Annotated in this window: 11 protein-coding genes and 1 pseudogene; 3 read left to right on the forward strand and 9 right to left on the reverse strand. The window is 56.9% G+C overall.

The annotated features are described in order from the left end of the window. Positions 1–298 (forward strand): IS200/IS605 family transposase (tnpA, locus tag A3220_RS11670; RefSeq protein WP_062374993.1); only part of this gene is annotated, 298 nt, incomplete at its 5' end. Between the two features lie 290 nt (positions 299–588). Here the strand turns inward: tnpA and A3220_RS11675 are convergent. Further along, the gene (locus A3220_RS11675; RefSeq protein WP_044630754.1) at positions 589–822 is read right to left on the reverse strand and encodes a hypothetical protein; all 234 of its coding nucleotides are present in this window, start codon (positions 820–822) and stop codon (positions 589–591) included. A 231-nt stretch (positions 823–1053) separates the two neighbouring features. Beyond that, on the reverse strand, positions 1054–2028 hold the full coding sequence (locus A3220_RS11680; RefSeq protein WP_016913321.1) for a malate dehydrogenase: 975 nt from the start codon (positions 2026–2028) through the stop codon (positions 1054–1056). 225 nt (positions 2029–2253) lie between these two features. Between A3220_RS11680 and A3220_RS11685 the strand changes: the two genes are divergently transcribed. Together A3220_RS11685 and A3220_RS11690 are read left to right on the forward strand one after the other, a co-directional pair. Continuing rightward, positions 2254–3345, forward strand: a complete 1092-nt coding sequence (locus A3220_RS11685; RefSeq protein ID WP_044630361.1) for an efflux RND transporter periplasmic adaptor subunit — start codon at positions 2254–2256, stop codon at positions 3343–3345. Then, positions 3329–6406: an efflux RND transporter permease subunit gene (locus A3220_RS11690; RefSeq protein WP_062374995.1), complete on the forward strand. Its 3078-nt coding sequence runs from the start codon at positions 3329–3331 to the stop codon at positions 6404–6406. Before A3220_RS11685 ends, A3220_RS11690 begins: the two co-directional genes overlap by 17 nt. A 259-nt stretch (positions 6407–6665) precedes the next feature. On the opposite strand, the gene rsd is transcribed toward A3220_RS11690, so the two are convergent. From rsd to A3220_RS11725, 7 genes and pseudogenes are all read right to left on the reverse strand, one after another. Further along, positions 6666–7154, reverse strand: a complete 489-nt coding sequence (gene rsd, locus A3220_RS11695; RefSeq protein ID WP_044630363.1) for a sigma D regulator — start codon at positions 7152–7154, stop codon at positions 6666–6668. A 167-nt stretch (positions 7155–7321) separates the two neighbouring features. Beyond that, positions 7322–7822 carry a disulfide bond formation protein B gene (locus A3220_RS11700; protein WP_044630364.1) on the reverse strand — a complete coding sequence of 167 codons (501 nt, stop codon included), beginning with the start codon at positions 7820–7822 and terminating at the stop codon, positions 7322–7324. After that, complete coding sequence (gshA, locus tag A3220_RS11705; RefSeq protein ID WP_044630365.1) at positions 7819–9459, reverse strand: glutamate--cysteine ligase; 1641 nt, start codon at positions 9457–9459, stop codon at positions 7819–7821. Before gshA ends, A3220_RS11700 begins: the two co-directional genes overlap by 4 nt. A gap of 142 nt (positions 9460–9601) precedes the next feature. After that, positions 9602–11957: pseudogene (locus tag A3220_RS11710) on the reverse strand (Tex family protein). 127 nt (positions 11958–12084) lie between these two features. After that, entirely contained in the window at positions 12085–12498 is a 414-nt protein-coding gene (gene rnk / locus A3220_RS11715) for a nucleoside diphosphate kinase regulator (protein WP_054641305.1), read from the reverse strand. A 104-nt stretch (positions 12499–12602) separates the two neighbouring features. Next, positions 12603–13955: an NADP-specific glutamate dehydrogenase gene (gdhA, locus tag A3220_RS11720; RefSeq protein WP_062361754.1), complete on the reverse strand. Its 1353-nt coding sequence runs from the start codon at positions 13953–13955 to the stop codon at positions 12603–12605. 369 nt (positions 13956–14324) lie between these two features. After that, positions 14325–15881 (reverse strand): phosphoenolpyruvate carboxykinase, encoded by a 1557-nt coding sequence (locus A3220_RS11725; RefSeq protein ID WP_054645145.1) that lies wholly within the window; start codon positions 15879–15881, stop codon positions 14325–14327. Positions 15882–16138 lie beyond the last annotated feature (257 nt).

Raw genomic sequence — 16138 nt, forward strand, 5'->3', positions numbered from 1 at the left:
GCTCCGAGAGGCATTTGAATCAGCTTGCGAAAAACTCGACTGCCGCATCCTTGAGTTCGATGGTGAAGAAGACCATGTTCACCTGCTCGTGGAATATCCGCCGAGGCTGTCGATCAGTGTGCTGGTCAACAATTTGAAATCCACGTCGTCCCGACGGGTGCGGTTCTTGAATGCCCATATTCCGCGCCTCAGCAAGAGCGCCGTGCTGTGGTCGAGATCGTATTTCGCTTGTAGCGCAGGCGGAGCCACTATCGAGACGCTCAAGGCTTATGTGCAGGGACAGAAGACACCAGAATAGGGCCGCTTGTGCGGCCCCCGCTTACCTCCCCGCCCGAGTGGGCGAGGGTTCACGCGGGTTTTTGCTGAGTATGACGACGTGTGTTGATCGTCTCTATTTTTACCGAGTGGTTGAGCTCGACGCGTGTCAGCTTGGCTAATAAAGCTGAAATAGCCTGTTCTTCTTGAAGGGGTCAACCTGGGAATCCCAACAGTTCAAGCTCAGTGATCACGGAGTAAGCGTAATAGGCAGGCGGCAGGCATAGCTGTCGCTCGATCGCGTTGATAAAAACGTTTGTATCGAGCAAATAGTTACCACTCATCCCGCATGCTCCGTTGATATTCGACCCCTTCCTGGGTTGTCAGAGTGGGCGCTTTGACAGAGGAGAAATCGAGACCGGATGACGGCCCAGGCTCGCTCGGCTCTGATGTGCTGTTTTCATACAGCACCACAATCCGGGCATGCCTGTTTTTTAAGTCTCCATATTCGTCCGGGATTTTAACCATACCGTCTTGAATGTCTGCCTCAAACTCAATCGCCTGCATACCCTTCTCCTCTAACGGTGCCGATGAGTGCCCCAGCGTTCTTACGTCTTTATCTACCGCTGCTCTATTCGACACTCTTTTCATCAAAAATTCGAGGCGCACATTGACTCGTGGCGCTCACCCTATTGGAGGGTCGTACCTGCGCAGCCAATACCGACAAAAAAAACCCGCAAGAAATCTTGCGGGGTTTTGCGTGACTAAGCGCTTATAAAAAGCGCTTAACAGGCGCGTTTAGCCGAGCAGGTGCTCAACGGCAGCGCGCTCTTCACGCAGTTCTTTTTCGGTGGCTTGCATCTTCTCTTTGCTGAACGCGTCCAGTTCGAAGCCTTGGACGATTTCATATTTGCCACCCTGGCAGCGCACCGGGTAGGAGTAGATGATGCCTTCGGCAATGCCGTAGCTGCCGTCGGAGGGAATCGCCATGCTGACGATGCCGTCGCAACCCAGCGCCCAATCGCGCATGTGGTCGATGGCAGATGACGCAGCAGAAGCGGCAGAGGAAGCACCGCGCGCTTTGATGATCGCGGCACCGCGCTGCTGTACAGTCGGGATGAAGTCGTTTTCGTACCAGTCACGCTCGACCAGATCGAAAGCGGCTTTGCCGTCGACTTTGCACTGGGCCAGATCCGGATACTGGGTGGCACTGTGGTTGCCCCAGATGATCATGTTTTCGACGTCAGTGACGTGCTTGCCAGTTTTCTGAGCCAGCTGGGTCAGCGCGCGGTTGTGGTCCAGACGCGTCATGGCAGTGAACTGACCTGCATCCAGGTCCGGCGCGTTGCAAGAAGCAATCAGCGCGTTGGTGTTGGCCGGGTTACCCACAACCAGCACTTTGACGTCACGGCTGGCGTGGTCGTTCAGCGCTTTGCCTTGTACAGAGAAGATCGCGGCGTTGGCTTCCAGCAGATCTTTACGCTCCATACCCGGGCCACGCGGACGTGCACCTACCAGCAGGGCGAAGTCAGCATCTTTAAAGGCAACGTTCGGGTCGTCGGTGGCAACGATGTCTTGCACCAGCGGGAACGCACAGTCGTTAACTTCCATCACGACGCCGTTCAGCGCGTCCATCGCTTGAGGAATTTCGAGAAGCTGGAGAATGACAGGCTGATCCGGCCCTAGCATGTCGCCAGCGGCAATACGGAAAATAAGAGAGTAGCTGATCTGGCCGGCACCGCCGGTAATCGCAATACGTACTGGATCTTTCATCATTGCTCCTTGATGGTTCGCCTAATGGAGGTTCGCCTGGTAAAGAATAGCGCCATGATGGTATGCCCAGACGCTCAAAAACTCAATCAGACATGAGACGACTACCCATTTGCACGCGGGCTTGATACTCGCTGAAAACGGCCAGTTACGCTATGGTGTGACGGGCTGCGGTACCATCCTTACCGCGCTATCTATTTTGTCATTCCCTTGGAACAGTGACTTTCCATGCGACGAATTCCCCCCTCTTACGCGCTGGCTAGCCTGCTGGTGCTGGCGTTAGTGGTATGGCTGGCCGTTGGCGATTTTCAGCAGTTTCAATCTTCACCTCCTGAAAGCACAGCAGAGCAAGCCGAGGCCCTCCCCCGCGTCGAGGTAAGCACTCAGCAGAGCACGCCGTATATTCCCCAGCAGGTGCTACAGGGCCAGCTCACCGCTGAGCGTGAGACAGTGCTGCGTGCCAACGTCGCGGGTTACGTCGCAGAGAAGCCGGTCAAGCAAGGAGAGAGCGTGCGCCAGGGCGAAACGCTACTAGTGCTGGATAACGATGCCCTGCCCGAACGCTTGCGGCAGGCCAGAGATGAACTAGCGCTGGCCGAAGCCGAGTACGCCGGTGCCCAGAGCCTGCGCCGTCGTGAGCTAATTTCCCAGCCGGAGCTGCTGCGCCTGCAAAGCGCGCTCAGCGCCAGCGCGGCGCAGGTGGCGCAGCTAGAGAAACAGCTGCAAGACACCCGGCCCACTGCCCCATTTGACGGCACCCTCGACCGAATACAGGTAGAGCTTGGCGACCTACTCCAGCCAGGCGAAGAGTGGGCACGCTTGATTGATGATCGCCGCCTAACCGGTACCGCCTGGGTGTCACAGCAGCAGATAGGTGCTTTAAGCGTGGGGTTACCCGTGACGGCCCGTCTACTTAACGGTGGATCGCTCGCTGGCGAAGTGAGCTATATCAGCAGCCGTGCAGAAGAAGCGACCCGTACGTTCTATATCGAAGTAGCACTCGACAACCCCGAGCGCCTGCGCTTAGCGGGAGGCAGTGCAGAGTTCACGATCACATTGCCACCCCGCCAAGTGCACACCCTTTCGCCTGCGTTATTCAGCCTTGACGAGCGCGGCCAGTTAGCCATCAAGCACTTGGATGACGAGGATCGTGTCGTGCAAACCGCCGTCGAGCTAGTTAGCGCCGATACCCAGCGCGCCTATGTCAGCGGCCTGCCCGACCCGGTCACCCTCATTACGTTAGGGGCTGGCTTGGTCCGCCCCGGCGAAGCAGTAACCCCCGTGCCTGCCCAGGAAGGTGGACATGCGCCAGTTAATTAATGCCGCCCTCACCCATACCCGTACCACACTGCTGCTACTGGTAGGGCTGCTACTGGCGGGCACGGCCGCATGGCAGGCGATTCCCAAAGAAGCCAACCCCGACGTGACGATCCCGATTATCTACGTATCTCTCGCGCTGGAGGGCGTCAGCCCCGAAGATGGCGAGCGTCTACTGGTCCGCCCCATGGAGCAGGAGCTGCGTGGCATCGAGGGGCTGCGTAAATTCACCGCTCAGTCCAGTGAAGGGCACGGTTCGGTGACGCTTGAGTTCGACCCTGGTTTTGACCCAGACACCGCGCTGGCCGATGTGCGCGAGCGCGTCGATATTGCCCGCAGCAGCCTGCCCGATGAAGCGGAAGAGCCACGGGTGATGGAAGTTAACGTCTCCGAGTTTCCCGTTCTGAGTATCGGCCTCTCCGGCGATCTGGATACCCGGGAGCGGATGACGATTGCCCGGCGCTTGAAAGAGGAAATCGAAGGCATCGCCGATGTGCTCGAGGTAGAGATTGCTGGCGAACGGGAGGACCTGTTGGAGATCGTCGTCGACCCGCTGGTGCTGGAGAGCTACGGCGTTGATTTCGACACCCTGTTCAATCAGATATCACGCAATAACCGCTTGGTCGCCGCAGGCAGTCTGGATACGGGCGCGGGGCGTTTAGCGTTAAAGGTTCCCGGCATTATTGAGTCGTTAAACGACGTGATGAACATGCCGGTGAAAGTAGAAGGAGATCAAGTGGTCACCTTTGGCGATGTGGCCTGGATTCACCCCACCTACAAAGAGGCCGAAGGATTTGCCCGTATTGATGGCCAGCCCGCCGTGGTGCTGGAAATCTCCAAACGCGCTGGGGCCAACATCATCGCGACCATTGAAGCAGTGCGAGAGCAGTTGGCACTCGCGGAAGACCTGCTGCCCGAACAGCTACGGATAACCACTATTCTGGATGAGTCGGTTACCGTGCAGAACATGCTCTCGGAGCTGCTGAATAACGTGTTAACCGCCGTTGTGCTGGTACTCATCGTAGTGGTGGCCGTGATGGGCTGGCGGATGGCACTGCTGGTAGGGCTGACCATTCCAGGAGCGTTCCTCACCGGCATTCTGCTGGTGTGGGCGTTTGGATTTACGCTCAATATTGTCGTGCTGTTTGCACTGATTTTGGTCGCGGGCATGCTCGTGGATGGGGCTATCGTCGTCAGCGAGTTGGCCGACCGGCATCTGCACGACGGCCAAGCGCCGCATCAAGCGTGGCTCGATGCCGCCTCACGCATGAGCTGGCCGGTCATCGCCTCTACGGCAACGACACTCGCCGTGTTCATCCCGCTGCTGTTTTGGCCGGGCGTGGTGGGCCAATTTATGAAGTACCTGCCCGCCACGGTGATTCTATGCTTGCTGGCCTCGCTGGCCATGGCGCTGGTGTTCTTGCCTACGCTGGGCCGGTTGTTCACCCGCACTTCGCACGCTAGCGGCTACGGGCCGATAGACGAAAGCACGGCGCTAGGCCGCGGTTACCGTCGGATACTGAGCCGTCTCCTGCAGCACCCAGCCTGGGTACTGCTATTTGCCGTACTGCTCATTGCACTGCTGTACACCGGCTATGCACGCTTTAACCATGGCGTAGACTTTTTTCCCAGTGTCGAGCCGGACAGCGCCCAGGTACTAGTACGCGCCCGTGGCGATTTTTCGGCGGAAGAAACTGACGCGATATTGCAGCGCGTGGAGCAGCGCTTGGGTGGTATGGGGGAAGTGGAGGCGCTCTACGCCCGCTCTTACGCTGTGCCCGACCAGCAAATGGGTAGTGATGTAATTGGCATGCTTCAGTTCCAGTTTATCGACTGGTATCAGCGCCGTCCTGCTCGCACCATTCTGGCGGATATGGCTGAGCGCACCCAGGATATCCCAGGCATTACCCTGGAGTTTCAAGAGCAGGAGATGGGCCCCGGCGGCGGCAAGCCGATTGTGCTGGAGGTGAGTGCTACCGACCCGGACATTGCCGATGCAGGGGTTGATCAAATCACGGCGATGATGCGCAACCTTGGCGGCTTTACCGATATTCAGGATAACCGCAGCCTGCCGGGCGTCGAGTGGCAGGTGCATGTGGATCGCGAAGCCGCTGCCCGTATGGGAACCGATATCACCACCATCGGCAGTGCCGTTCAACTGCTCACCACCGGGCTTCAGATCGCCTCTTATCGTCCGCCCACGGTGAACGATGAAGTGGATATTCGGGTGCGACTGCCGGAGAACTGGCGCACATTGAACCAGCTTGAGCGTTTGACGATTAATACCCCTCGCGGGCAGGTGCCTATTTCGCACTTTGTGGAGATTACTCCTGCACCAAAAGTGGGCACGCTTAACCGCATCGATGGCCGCCGTGCTATTACGGTGGAAGCCGACTTAGCTCCAGAATTCTTGGCCGATGAGCGGCTGCGCGCTCTATTGGACGCTGGCCAAGGCCAACTGCCCGACGGTTTGATGGTTAACGTCGCCGGTGAGCAAGAGGATCAGCAGGAGTCGATGCAGTTTCTGGTCAGCGCTTTCTTGGTTGCGATTGGCTTGATGGCACTGATTCTGGTGACGCAGTTCAATAGCTACTACCAAGCCGCGCTGGTACTGTCGGCGATTGTGTTCTCAACGGCAGGGGTATTGATGGGACTACTCATCACCGGCCAAGCGTTCGGCATTGTGATGGTAGGCATGGGGGTGATCGCGCTGGCAGGGATCGTGGTGAACAACAATATCGTCTTGATCGATACCTATAACGAGCTGCGCGCCGAGGGCATGCCCCCCGCTCAAGCGGCCTTGGAAGCAGGCTGTTTACGCCTGCGCCCGGTGCTACTCACCGCGATTACGACCGTACTGGGGTTGATGCCGATGGTGTTGGGCGTCAACGTCAATTTGTTTGCCCCGGCATTAGGTTTCAACGCCCCGTCTGCCCAGTGGTGGACACAAATGTCCAGCGCGATTGCCGGTGGGTTGACGTTCGCCACCTTCCTCACCCTGCTGCTCACCCCCTGCATGCTGGTGATTGGCGGCCGCTTACGGCGGGAGAAAGATCTCGGTTGAAAACGCGCCCCACCCCGCTACGGGCAACCCCATTTGCATCGTTGGCGCCGCACCCGTAGCGCGGCGTAAGCGGAGCGCACCCGCGAAGCAACGCGCAGAGCGTTGCCGATGGGGGCGCCGGGGGTGGTGGTGGCGTTTTATCGTACGGAAGCGTGCTGGGTTCGGTGGCGTTACCGGGGCGGCTGGCGCCGCCTCCGCGGGTGCCTCTTTCGCTCGTTGCTCTCGCTCTTTCGTTACGCCGCGCTACAGGGGCGCGGCATTAAGCGGGAGATTTGATCTGCTGGGGGCTGTGGGCTGCATGGAGGCGTGCGATGAGCTGTTCCTCCAGGGCGAAGCGTTCGGTGAGCCCTTTGGCGAGACGGTCAATCCAAGCGGGTAACCGCGCTAGGTTTTGTTGGCAGCGCACCGGGGATACGAAGTCTTCATCAAACTCCAGCACCATGGCAGTAGACATTTCCAGGCGCTCTAGCAGTTGTGCGGCAATGTGAAGCGCGCTTTCGTCATTAAAAGCTTTCGCTTCTTCCGCAAGCTGCGGGTAAATCTCAAAGTGCCCAGCACTGATATAGTCCATCAGCAGTTCGCTGAAGGTATCAATGCGCGCTTTGCTCACGGCTTCCAGCTCCGCATCGCAGGCTTCTTTTAGTTCAATAAAGCTCACGAGTAGCGCGCGACGCTGATCAAGCCAGCGATCAATTAAGCTGTGTACGCCTCCCCAGCGCTCCAGGGCATTTTTGCAATCTTCGAGCATGGGGCTTTCTCCTTGCAGATAGCCGCCTTGAACAGGGCTAGACTCGCTTTTCCTTCTGCCTCTGTCAATCCTGGCGGGAATGATTTCCTTGATACTGGAGAGTACGTCTTCGATAGTCAACGCTTGCGTTAGACAGCCGTCGATAGATCGGCTGCCTAACGACTAGGCTAGCGCTTGATGGCTAGCCACAGCATACGCAGCGGCGCCAGGGCCAGCACCAAAAAACCGATCAGCGTCCAGGCAGGCAGTGACAGCCCCAACAGCATGAAGTCGATCTCAGCGCACTCCCCAGAGCCGGTAAGCACCATGGCGACGACTTCCTGCATAGGCAGGATATCCATCATGTAATCCAGCCCTGGGCCACAGCTAGGCACCTCATCTGCTGGTAAGCCCTGCAGCCATACATGACGCCCGGCGATAAAGGCACCGGTGCCCACGGCAGCTAACCCTAACAGGCCATAAATGCCTCTACCCACGCCCCCTTTAGGGTTGTGAATGGCTGCCACAGCTAGCACTAGCCCGGCGGCGATAACCGCTACTCGCTGAAAAATACATAGCGGGCAGGGCTCTAAGCCCACAATATGCTCAAGGCTCAGCGCTACGGCCATCATCAGAACGCAAAACGCGACACCGGCGAGTGCCGTCGGACGAATGGCTGATGATGTCATTGCGCATCCTCGGGTGGCAGTGCAGAAAGCGCCCGAGACTCTCGCGCTTTGGTGAAATAACTCTCTAGGAACTCGCTAAAGCTCTCTTGGTCGGCCTCCTCAATATCCCGCTGCTGCTGGTGAGAGGTGTCGATCAGTTGAGCGAGTAGCGCTTCGCGGGAACGCAGCATCGGCGTGGCTTTTAGCTTATCGGCTTGGGCCTGCGCCATGCTCAGTAGCGTGTCGCTTAGTGATCCATTGCCCTCTTGCAAGCGCGCCAGCATTTGCGCCGAGGGGGTCAACGAAGGATCTTTCAAGCGTGGTGCAAGGGCTTCAAGCGCTGCTGCATGGGGCTCCCCCTCCTCGACAGCATCCAGCAAGCGTGCCACCTCAGCCATTTCAGCAAAAATTTGCTCGCCCCAAGCAGGCAGCGTGACCGATTCCCCATTGCGAGTTAGGCGCAGTTCCGGGTCGCGGCCGCGCTCTACGACCAGCCGACGATTATCGTCTAGGCGGTCACACTCCTCATCGGAAATCCAGGGGCTGTCGCTGAGTAGGCACCACATCAGGAAGGTGTCGACAAAGCGCATCTGGGATTCCGTGACGCCCAACGGATCGAACGGATTGAGATCCAGGCAGCGCACTTCGATGTATTCGACGCCCCGGGCCTCCAACGCCTGGCTTGGCGTTTCGTTGTGCTTGGCTACGCGCTTGGGCCGAATATCGCTGTAGTACTCGTTTTCGATCTGCAGGATATTGGCGTTAAGCTGCTGCCACTCGTCGCCGTTTCTCACGCCCAGCGCTTCGTAGTCCGGCCAGGGGGTGGAAATGGCATGGCGCAGCGTGTTGACGTAGTTCGACAGCGAATTGAAGCAAATTTTAAGCTGCGACTGCACTTTGTTCTGATAGCCAAGATCCGACATACGCAGTGTAGTGGCATAAGGCGCGTAATAGGTATCGTCGCTGAGCGGCTGCAGCTTATCCGGCACTTGGCCATTCGGCAGGAAGCTTTTGTCTATCGCAGGAGACGCGCCAAACAAGTAGAGCAGCAACCAACTATGGCGGCGGAAGTGGCGAATCATCCCGAAGTAGCGGGTCGAGCGGTAATCGTTAAACGGGATGTTGGTGGCTTTTTCCATTTCCCGCAGCGCGTGCCACATATCGTCCGGCAGCGACACGTTGTAATGCACGCCCGCGATGGCCTGCATAATACGGCCATAGCGTACGTCTAAACCCTTACGGTAGACATGCTTCATGGTACCGACGTTAGAGCTGCCGTAATCCGCAATGGGCACACTATCGTTACCTGAAAGCCGCGAGGGCATGCTGCCCGGCCAGATCCACTCGTTTTCCAAGTGGTGATAGGTAAAGGTGTGCAGATCAGATAAAAACGCCAGCGCCTCTTTAGGCTCGGAGTACACCGGAGTGATGTACTCCAGTAGCGCCTCTGAGTAATCGGTGGTGATGTGCGGATGAGTCAGTTTTGACCCCAGCGCCTGCGGATGAGCCGTTTGGGCAATATGGCCGTTGGCATCAACACGCAGACCCTCTTTCTCTAGCCCGCGACGCAAGCGCCCTAAGCGCCCAAGTCGCGCGCTTGGCAGCAGCCGCTCTACCTGGGCGGTGAGCGAAGATGGCACAGTGAGAGGTTCAGACAAGGTGAACACTCCTTGTTAGTAAGACCTGCATTAAGCAGGCTTTGTTGAAGTCAGCTGGCATCGCCATAACCATTACCCTGCTTTCTAATCGAGAATAGAGAGCAGGATATGGCGACAATGGTTAAATATTCAAGACGCGCGACTATTTGCCCCGCTTGGCTTTCATCAGCGCAGCCCCAAGCGCACCCATCGCAGCAGGGGGTTCGCTCTGCTGATTGCCCTGGCGCTGCCCGCCTTGGCGGCTGCTGCGAGTGGGTTTGCGCGGCGCTGCCGAGGCAGTACTGCCTGGTGCTTCGGGCTGTTCCGGCTCGTCACCCAAACGCATGGATAGCCCTACCCGTTTACGCGGAATATCCACGCTCATCACTTTCACCGTGACGATATCGCCCGCCTTAACAACGCTACGCGGATCATCAATAAAGCGGTCGGAAAGCGCCGAGATATGCACGAGGCCGTCTTGGTGAACGCCGATATCCACAAACGCCCCGAAGTGGGTCACGTTGGTGACGGTGCCTTCCAGCACCATGCCGAGCTTTAGGTCTTTGAGGGTTTCGACGCCCTCTCGGAATTCAGCGGCTTTGAACTCTGGGCGCGGGTCGCGGCCGGGCTTATCCAGCTCTTTGAGGATGTCGCTCACGGTGGGCACACCAAAACGCTCGTCGGCGAAGTCGGCGGGCTTGAGTGCTTTCAGGGTCGTGCTGTCGCCAATCAAACCTTTCACATCACGGCTATTCTGCTTGGCGATGCGCTCCACTAGCGTATACGCCTCGGGGTGAACGGCACTGGCATCCAGCGGGTTCTCAGCATTGCTAATACGCAAAAAGCCTGCGCACTGCTCGAAGGTTTTCGGGCCAAGGCGGCTCACTTCAAGCAGCTCTTTACGGCTCTTGAATGCCCCCTGCAGATTGCGCTGAGCGACGATATTTTCGGCAATAGCGGCGCTTAGGCCTGCCACACGGGAAAGCAGCGCGCTGGACGCGGTATTGAGATCCACGCCCACGGCGTTAACACAGTCCTCAATCACGGCTTCCAAGCTGCGAGAGAGCTGCACTTGGGAAACATCGTGCTGATACTGGCCCACACCAATGGATTTGGGCTCGATCTTCACCAGCTCGGCCAAGGGGTCTTGCAAGCGGCGGGCAATCGAGACAGCGCCGCGAATCGTCACGTCGAGATCCGGGAGTTCGCGCGCGGCGTACTCGGATGCCGAATACACCGATGCGCCCGCCTCGGATACCATTACCTTGCTCAGCCGATGGGCTGGGGCTAGCGCTTTTACCAGCTCGCCCGCGAGCTTGTCGGTTTCGCGGCTGGCGGTGCCGTTACCTACCGCGATCAGCTCCACACCGTGCTGTTTTACTAGCTTGGCCAGCACGTTAAGGGATTCATCCCAGCGGTTTTGCGGCGCATGGGGGTAGATCGTTGCTTGGTCAATAAACTGACCGGTGGCGTCGATCACCGCTACTTTACAGCCGGTGCGCAGGCCGGGGTCTAATGCCAACGTGACTTTCTGCCCGGCAGGCGCTGCCAGTAGTAGGTCTTTCAGGTTGGCGGCAAATACGTCGATAGCGGTCTGCTCGGCGTGTTCACGCAGGCGGCCCAGTAGTTCGGTTTCCAACGCGGTGTAAAGCTTCACGCGCCAGGTCCAGCGAACTACTTCGCTTAACCATTTATCCGCCGCGCGTCCCTCATCACTAATGCCTACGTGCTTGGCAATCGCCACTTGGGCGGGATGAGTGGGTGCGTCGTCTTCACCCGGCAAACGGATCGCTAGGCTTAAGATGCCTTCGTTGCGGCCACGGAACATGGCCAGCGCCCGGTGCGAGGGCACTTTCGACAGCTTTTCGTCGTGCTCGAAGTAGTCGGAGAACTTCGCGCCCTCCTGCTGTTTGCCATCCAGCACGCGCGCACTGAGCTCGCCCTCTTGCCATAGCCGCTCCCGCAGTTGACCAATCAGCTCGGGGTCTTCTGCAAAGCGCTCCATCAGAATCTGCTTGGCACCATCCAGCGCCGCCTTGGCATCTTCAATGGCGGGGATATCCCCTTCGGCTTCGCGCAGGTATTGGGCGGCTTCGCTTTCGGGGTCAAGCGTTGGATTCGCTAACAGCGCATCCGCCAGGGGCTCTAACCCGGCTTCACGGGCAATTTGGGCTTTGGTGCGGCGCTTTTTTCTTGAAGGGGAGGTATAAATCTTCCAAACGCTGCTTGGTATCGGCGGCTTGAATGGTCGCTTTGAGTGTGGGGTCTAACTTGCCCTGCTCATCGATGGCGGCCAGTACCGCTTCACGACGCTCTTCAAGCTCGCGCAGGTAGCGCAGGCGTTCGTCCAACTGGCGAAGCTGCGTATCATCCAGCGCGCCAGTGACTTCTTTACGGTAACGGGCAATAAAAGGAACGGTAGCGCCACCATCCAGAAGCTCTACCGTTGCGGCGACTTGTTCAGGCCGGACGCTTAGCTCTTCGGCCAAGCGTGCAGTAATGCGTTGTTTGACATCCATAACGTGCAACTAACTCATGCAGCATTCGAGGTGCCGACAAGGTACCACAAACCACCTAGACTGGCATGGATTGCCCGCTACCCCTATCTTCACCTTCCCTCTACCTCTGCCAAGCTCACCTACCACACTAGCGGTGAAACTGCTTTTCTCGTTCCGGCTGCCAAAAAATAGCGTCTATGCGCAGTCTTACATTAGCGTTATTAGGCAACGGCCACTCAATCTCATCCCCTACTTTTAAACCGATTAACGCCGCTCCAATGGGTGCCATGACAGAAATTCCGTCAGCCACACTTGCTAAAGCGTGAGGGTAGACCAGCGTCCTGACCATCTGACAGCCACGCGTCAGGTCCGTGAAGCGGATTTGGCTATTCATGCTTACCACATTGTCAGGTATGTCCTGTGGGTCTAATACCTCACCACGCGACAACTCTTCTTCCAGCAGTTCTGCCACCACTTGATCTTTTTCAGACGCGTGGTCAATCAGTCGCTGCAGACGCTCAGCATCCAGCCGATTAATGATAATGGGAGGCCGCTGCCCCATGGTCACTCTCCTTAAGAACATGCCAACCAATGCAAAAAAGCCCTTCCCCGGGGTGGGAAAGGACTGCGTATTGCTGCTACACGCAAACTCGTTGATTTAAAGCCTTAGGTGACACCCTGCTCAATCATGGCATCCGCCACTTTGCGGAAACCGGCAATATTAGCGCCTAGCACTAAGTTCTCTGGTTCCCCAAATTCCTTTGCTGTCTCAGCACACTGCCGATAAATATCCGCCATAATGCGCTGTAGCTTTTTATCCACTTTTGCTAACGGCCATTGCTCCATACTGCTATTTTGCGCCATTTCTAACTGACTGGTGGCCACGCCACCTGCATTAGCCGCTTTACCTGGACCATAGGCTAATTTAGCGGCAAGAAAGTGCTCTACTGCCGCTTTGGTGGAGGGCATATTAGCCCCTTCGCTTATGCAGCGAACGCCATTTTCAATCAGCACCTTGGCGTCGCATTCCGTTAGCTCGTTCTGGGTGGCACAGGGAAAGGCGACATCTCCCTGAATACGCCAGACGGCATGACCATCGCTCGGATAATCATGCGCAGGCACATATAGTGCTTCCGGGCGCTCACGTAAGTACGCCTCTAGCGATACCCGTTCGACCTCTTTTAAGCGCTTTAAAAGCTCAAGATCAATCCCGCTAGGGTCATGGATCGTACCGCGAGAATCACTGCAGGTAATGGGCCGCGCGCCCAGTTCATAGAGTTTCTCAATGGTATAAATCGCGACATTACCTGCGCCAGACACAAGGCAGGTTTTGCCTTCTAGCGTTTCACCACGAGCTGCCAGCATGTTTTGGGCAAAATACACCGCGCCATAACCCGTCGCCTCTTTACGGCCCAAAGAACCACCCCAAGACAAACCTTTTCCGGTCAGGACCCCTTCATAACGACCGGTTAACCGCTTGTACTGGCCAAATAGGTAGCCAATTTCGCGTGCACCAACCCCGATGTCCCCGGCAGGAACGTCGCTATTTGGACCTATATGACGGTACAGCTCCGTCATAAAGGATTGGCAAAAGCGCATGATTTCGTTGTCCGACTTACCTTTTGGATCAAAATCAGAGCCACCTTTACCACCACCAATAGGTAAGCCGGTAAGGGCATTTTTGAATATCTGCTCAAAACCTAGGAACTTGATGGTGCCTGCTGTCACGCTAGGGTGAAAGCGCAGTCCTCCTTTATAAGGCCCCAGTGCGGAGTTGAACTGCACACGATACCCTTTATTCACCTGGACGCGGCCAGCGTCATCCAGCCAGCTGACACGAAACATAATTTGCCGTTCAGGCTCAACGATCCGTTCAATAATACTGTGCTGGTGATAGTGTGGTGTGCGCTCAAACAGCGGTCGCAGGCACTCAAGCACTTCTTCCGTCGCTTGATAGAACTCAGTTTGGGCAGGGCTACTCTTAGCAAGTCGCGTAAGCGTGTCGTGAACATAAGGCATGGAAGTGTACCGTTCCGTGTAAAACTATCGTTATGCTGGCCAGCGCATAGCCACATTTAACTGTGGGAACGAATTCCTGCATACCCTATGCAGGTTTGGTATGGCAAAAAAACGCCTGCATAGAGACTAAAGTCTATGCTTTATTGCTCATTTATGGTGCATCTATAATTTCTAATCAATGGTAATTAAACGATTCACGCAGGAACAAGGCAGAGTGCAGCGCTGTTGTTACTTATATACCCACCCTCAATCAGGCGAGGGTTTACGCGGTTTTGCGAATAAAAAAGGGGCAGTGCCGTGGCACTGCCCCTTTCTAGCTAGCTCTTCCCAGCGACGCTTGTAAGTACCTTTTTAGATACCTTTTAAACCTTAGGTGAGCTGTGGGCCTGCCTGGATAATGGCTTCGTTAACGCCTTCAAACTTCTTGAAGTTCTCAACGAATTTAGTGGCCAGCTCTTGCAGGTGGCGGTCATAAGCGTCGCGGTCTGCCCAGGTCTCGCGAGGGTCGAGCAGGCTGGAGTCTACGCCCGGCACGGCTACCGGCACCTCCAGGTTTAGGCCTTCAATGTGCTTGGTTTCTACATCGCGCAGAATGCCAGACTGAATCGCGCTGATGATGGCGCGAGTGGTCGGAATGGAGAAGCGTGAACCGCCTTCACCGTAAGCACCGCCGGTCCAGCCAGTGTTGACCAAGTAAACCTGGGCGTCTTTCTTCTCAACGCGCTTGATCAGAAGGTCGGCGTACTCACGGGCCGGACGCGGGAAGAATGGAGCGCCGAAACACGTAGAGAACGTCGCCGCCAAGCCTTCGGAAGAACCCATTTCGGTGGAGCCGACTTTCGCCGTGTAGCCTGACAGGAAGTGGTAAGCCGCCGCTTCTTTCGACAGCACGGAGACCGGCGGCAGCACACCGGACATATCGCAGGTCAGGAAGACGATGGCATTAGGCTCGCCTGCCAGGTTTTCTGCAACGCGCTTCTCAACGTGCTCCAGCGGGTAGGCAGCACGAGAGTTCTGAGTCAGGCTGTCGTCGGCGTAATCCGGCTCGCGACGGTCGTCGAGTACGACGTTTTCCAGCACGGTGCCAAACTTGATCGCATTCCAGATGACCGGCTCGTTCTTCTCAGAAAGGTCGATGCACTTGGCGTAGCAGCCGCCTTCCATGTTGAAGACAATGCCGTCGCCCCAAGCGTGTTCGTCATCACCAATCAGGAAGCGCGCTTGGTCAGCAGACAACGTGGTTTTGCCGGTGCCAGAGAGGCCGAAGAACAGGCAGGTTTCACCATCTTCGCCCACGTTAGCCGAGCAGTGCATCGGCAGCACGTCGGAAGCGGGCAGCAGGAAGTTCTGCACAGAGAACATGGCTTTCTTCATTTCGCCGGCGTAGCGCATGCCAGCGATCAGCACTTTACGCTCGGCAAAGTTGATGATGACGCAGCCATCGGAGTTGGTGCCGTCGCGGTTCGGGTCACACTCGAAGCCTGCGGCGTTAAGAATGGTCCACTCTTCTTTAGCGGCTTGGTTGTAGGCCTGAGGACGTACAAACATGGTGCGACCAAATAGGTTCTGCCAAGCGGTTTCAGTGGTCACGCGTACCGGCAGGTAGTGAGTGGCGTCGCTGCCCACGTGCAGCTCAGAAATGAAGTGCTCGCCGTTACTCAGGTGATCTTCAACCCGCGCCCAAAGAGCTGAGAATTTTTCAGCGTCGAAGGGGCGGTTAACGCTGCCCCAATCAATGCTGTCACGGGTGGAGGGCTCATCGACGATAAAACGGTCTTTCGGTGAACGCCCGGTGCGTACGCCGGTGTTGACTACCAGGGCTCCGTTCGCCGCGAGGCGACCTTCACCACGGGCCACTGCGCGCTCGATCAGTTCGGCGCTGCTGAGATTAACGTGGGCTTGGGGAGCGGCTTGAGTCGTGGTCATGTCGATTCCTGGGTCTCTAATTTTCCGAGCGTCGCCGACGCCTTGAGAAATCATCCTAGCCCCTGTTATAGCGGTCACAGCAGGCTAGGTGCGCTGAAGTTTGGCGCATTATGGCAAAAAGAAAGCCCCCGGGAAACGGGGGCTTTTACCAAATATCTTGTAGTTAAACTACTACAATGGCACTACATTTTGTGTTGCGGCGCAGTATATTTTTCAAACATCTGTTTGGCTTTTCGGCTTAAAGCACGATGTGCTCT

Origin of the sequence: Halomonas sp. KX33721 (genome assembly GCF_001596805.1) — a bacterium.
In the GTDB taxonomy this organism is placed as follows: domain Bacteria; phylum Pseudomonadota; class Gammaproteobacteria; order Pseudomonadales; family Halomonadaceae; genus Vreelandella; species Vreelandella aquamarina.

Bases quoted from the DNA above. Each gene is read 5' to 3' on its own strand.
- A3220_RS11680 (WP_016913321.1), bottom strand. From the start codon at position 2,028: ATGAAAGATCCAGTACGTATTGCGATTACCGGCGGTGCCGGCCAGATC.
- A3220_RS11700 (WP_044630364.1), bottom strand. From the start codon at position 7,822: ATGACATCATCAGCCATTCGTCCGACGGCACTCGCCGGTGTCGCGTTT.
- A3220_RS11725 (WP_054645145.1), bottom strand. From the start codon at position 15,881: ATGACCACGACTCAAGCCGCTCCCCAAGCCCACGTTAATCTCAGCAGC.
- A3220_RS11675 (WP_044630754.1), bottom strand. From the start codon at position 822: ATGCAGGCGATTGAGTTTGAGGCAGACATTCAAGACGGTATGGTTAAA.
- rsd (WP_044630363.1), bottom strand. From the start codon at position 7,154: ATGCTCGAAGATTGCAAAAATGCCCTGGAGCGCTGGGGAGGCGTACAC.
- A3220_RS11690 (WP_062374995.1), top strand. From the start codon at position 3,329: ATGCGCCAGTTAATTAATGCCGCCCTCACCCATACCCGTACCACACTG.
- gdhA (WP_062361754.1), bottom strand. From the start codon at position 13,955: ATGCCTTATGTTCACGACACGCTTACGCGACTTGCTAAGAGTAGCCCT.
- A3220_RS11685 (WP_044630361.1), top strand. From the start codon at position 2,254: ATGCGACGAATTCCCCCCTCTTACGCGCTGGCTAGCCTGCTGGTGCTG.
- rnk (WP_054641305.1), bottom strand. From the start codon at position 12,498: ATGGGGCAGCGGCCTCCCATTATCATTAATCGGCTGGATGCTGAGCGT.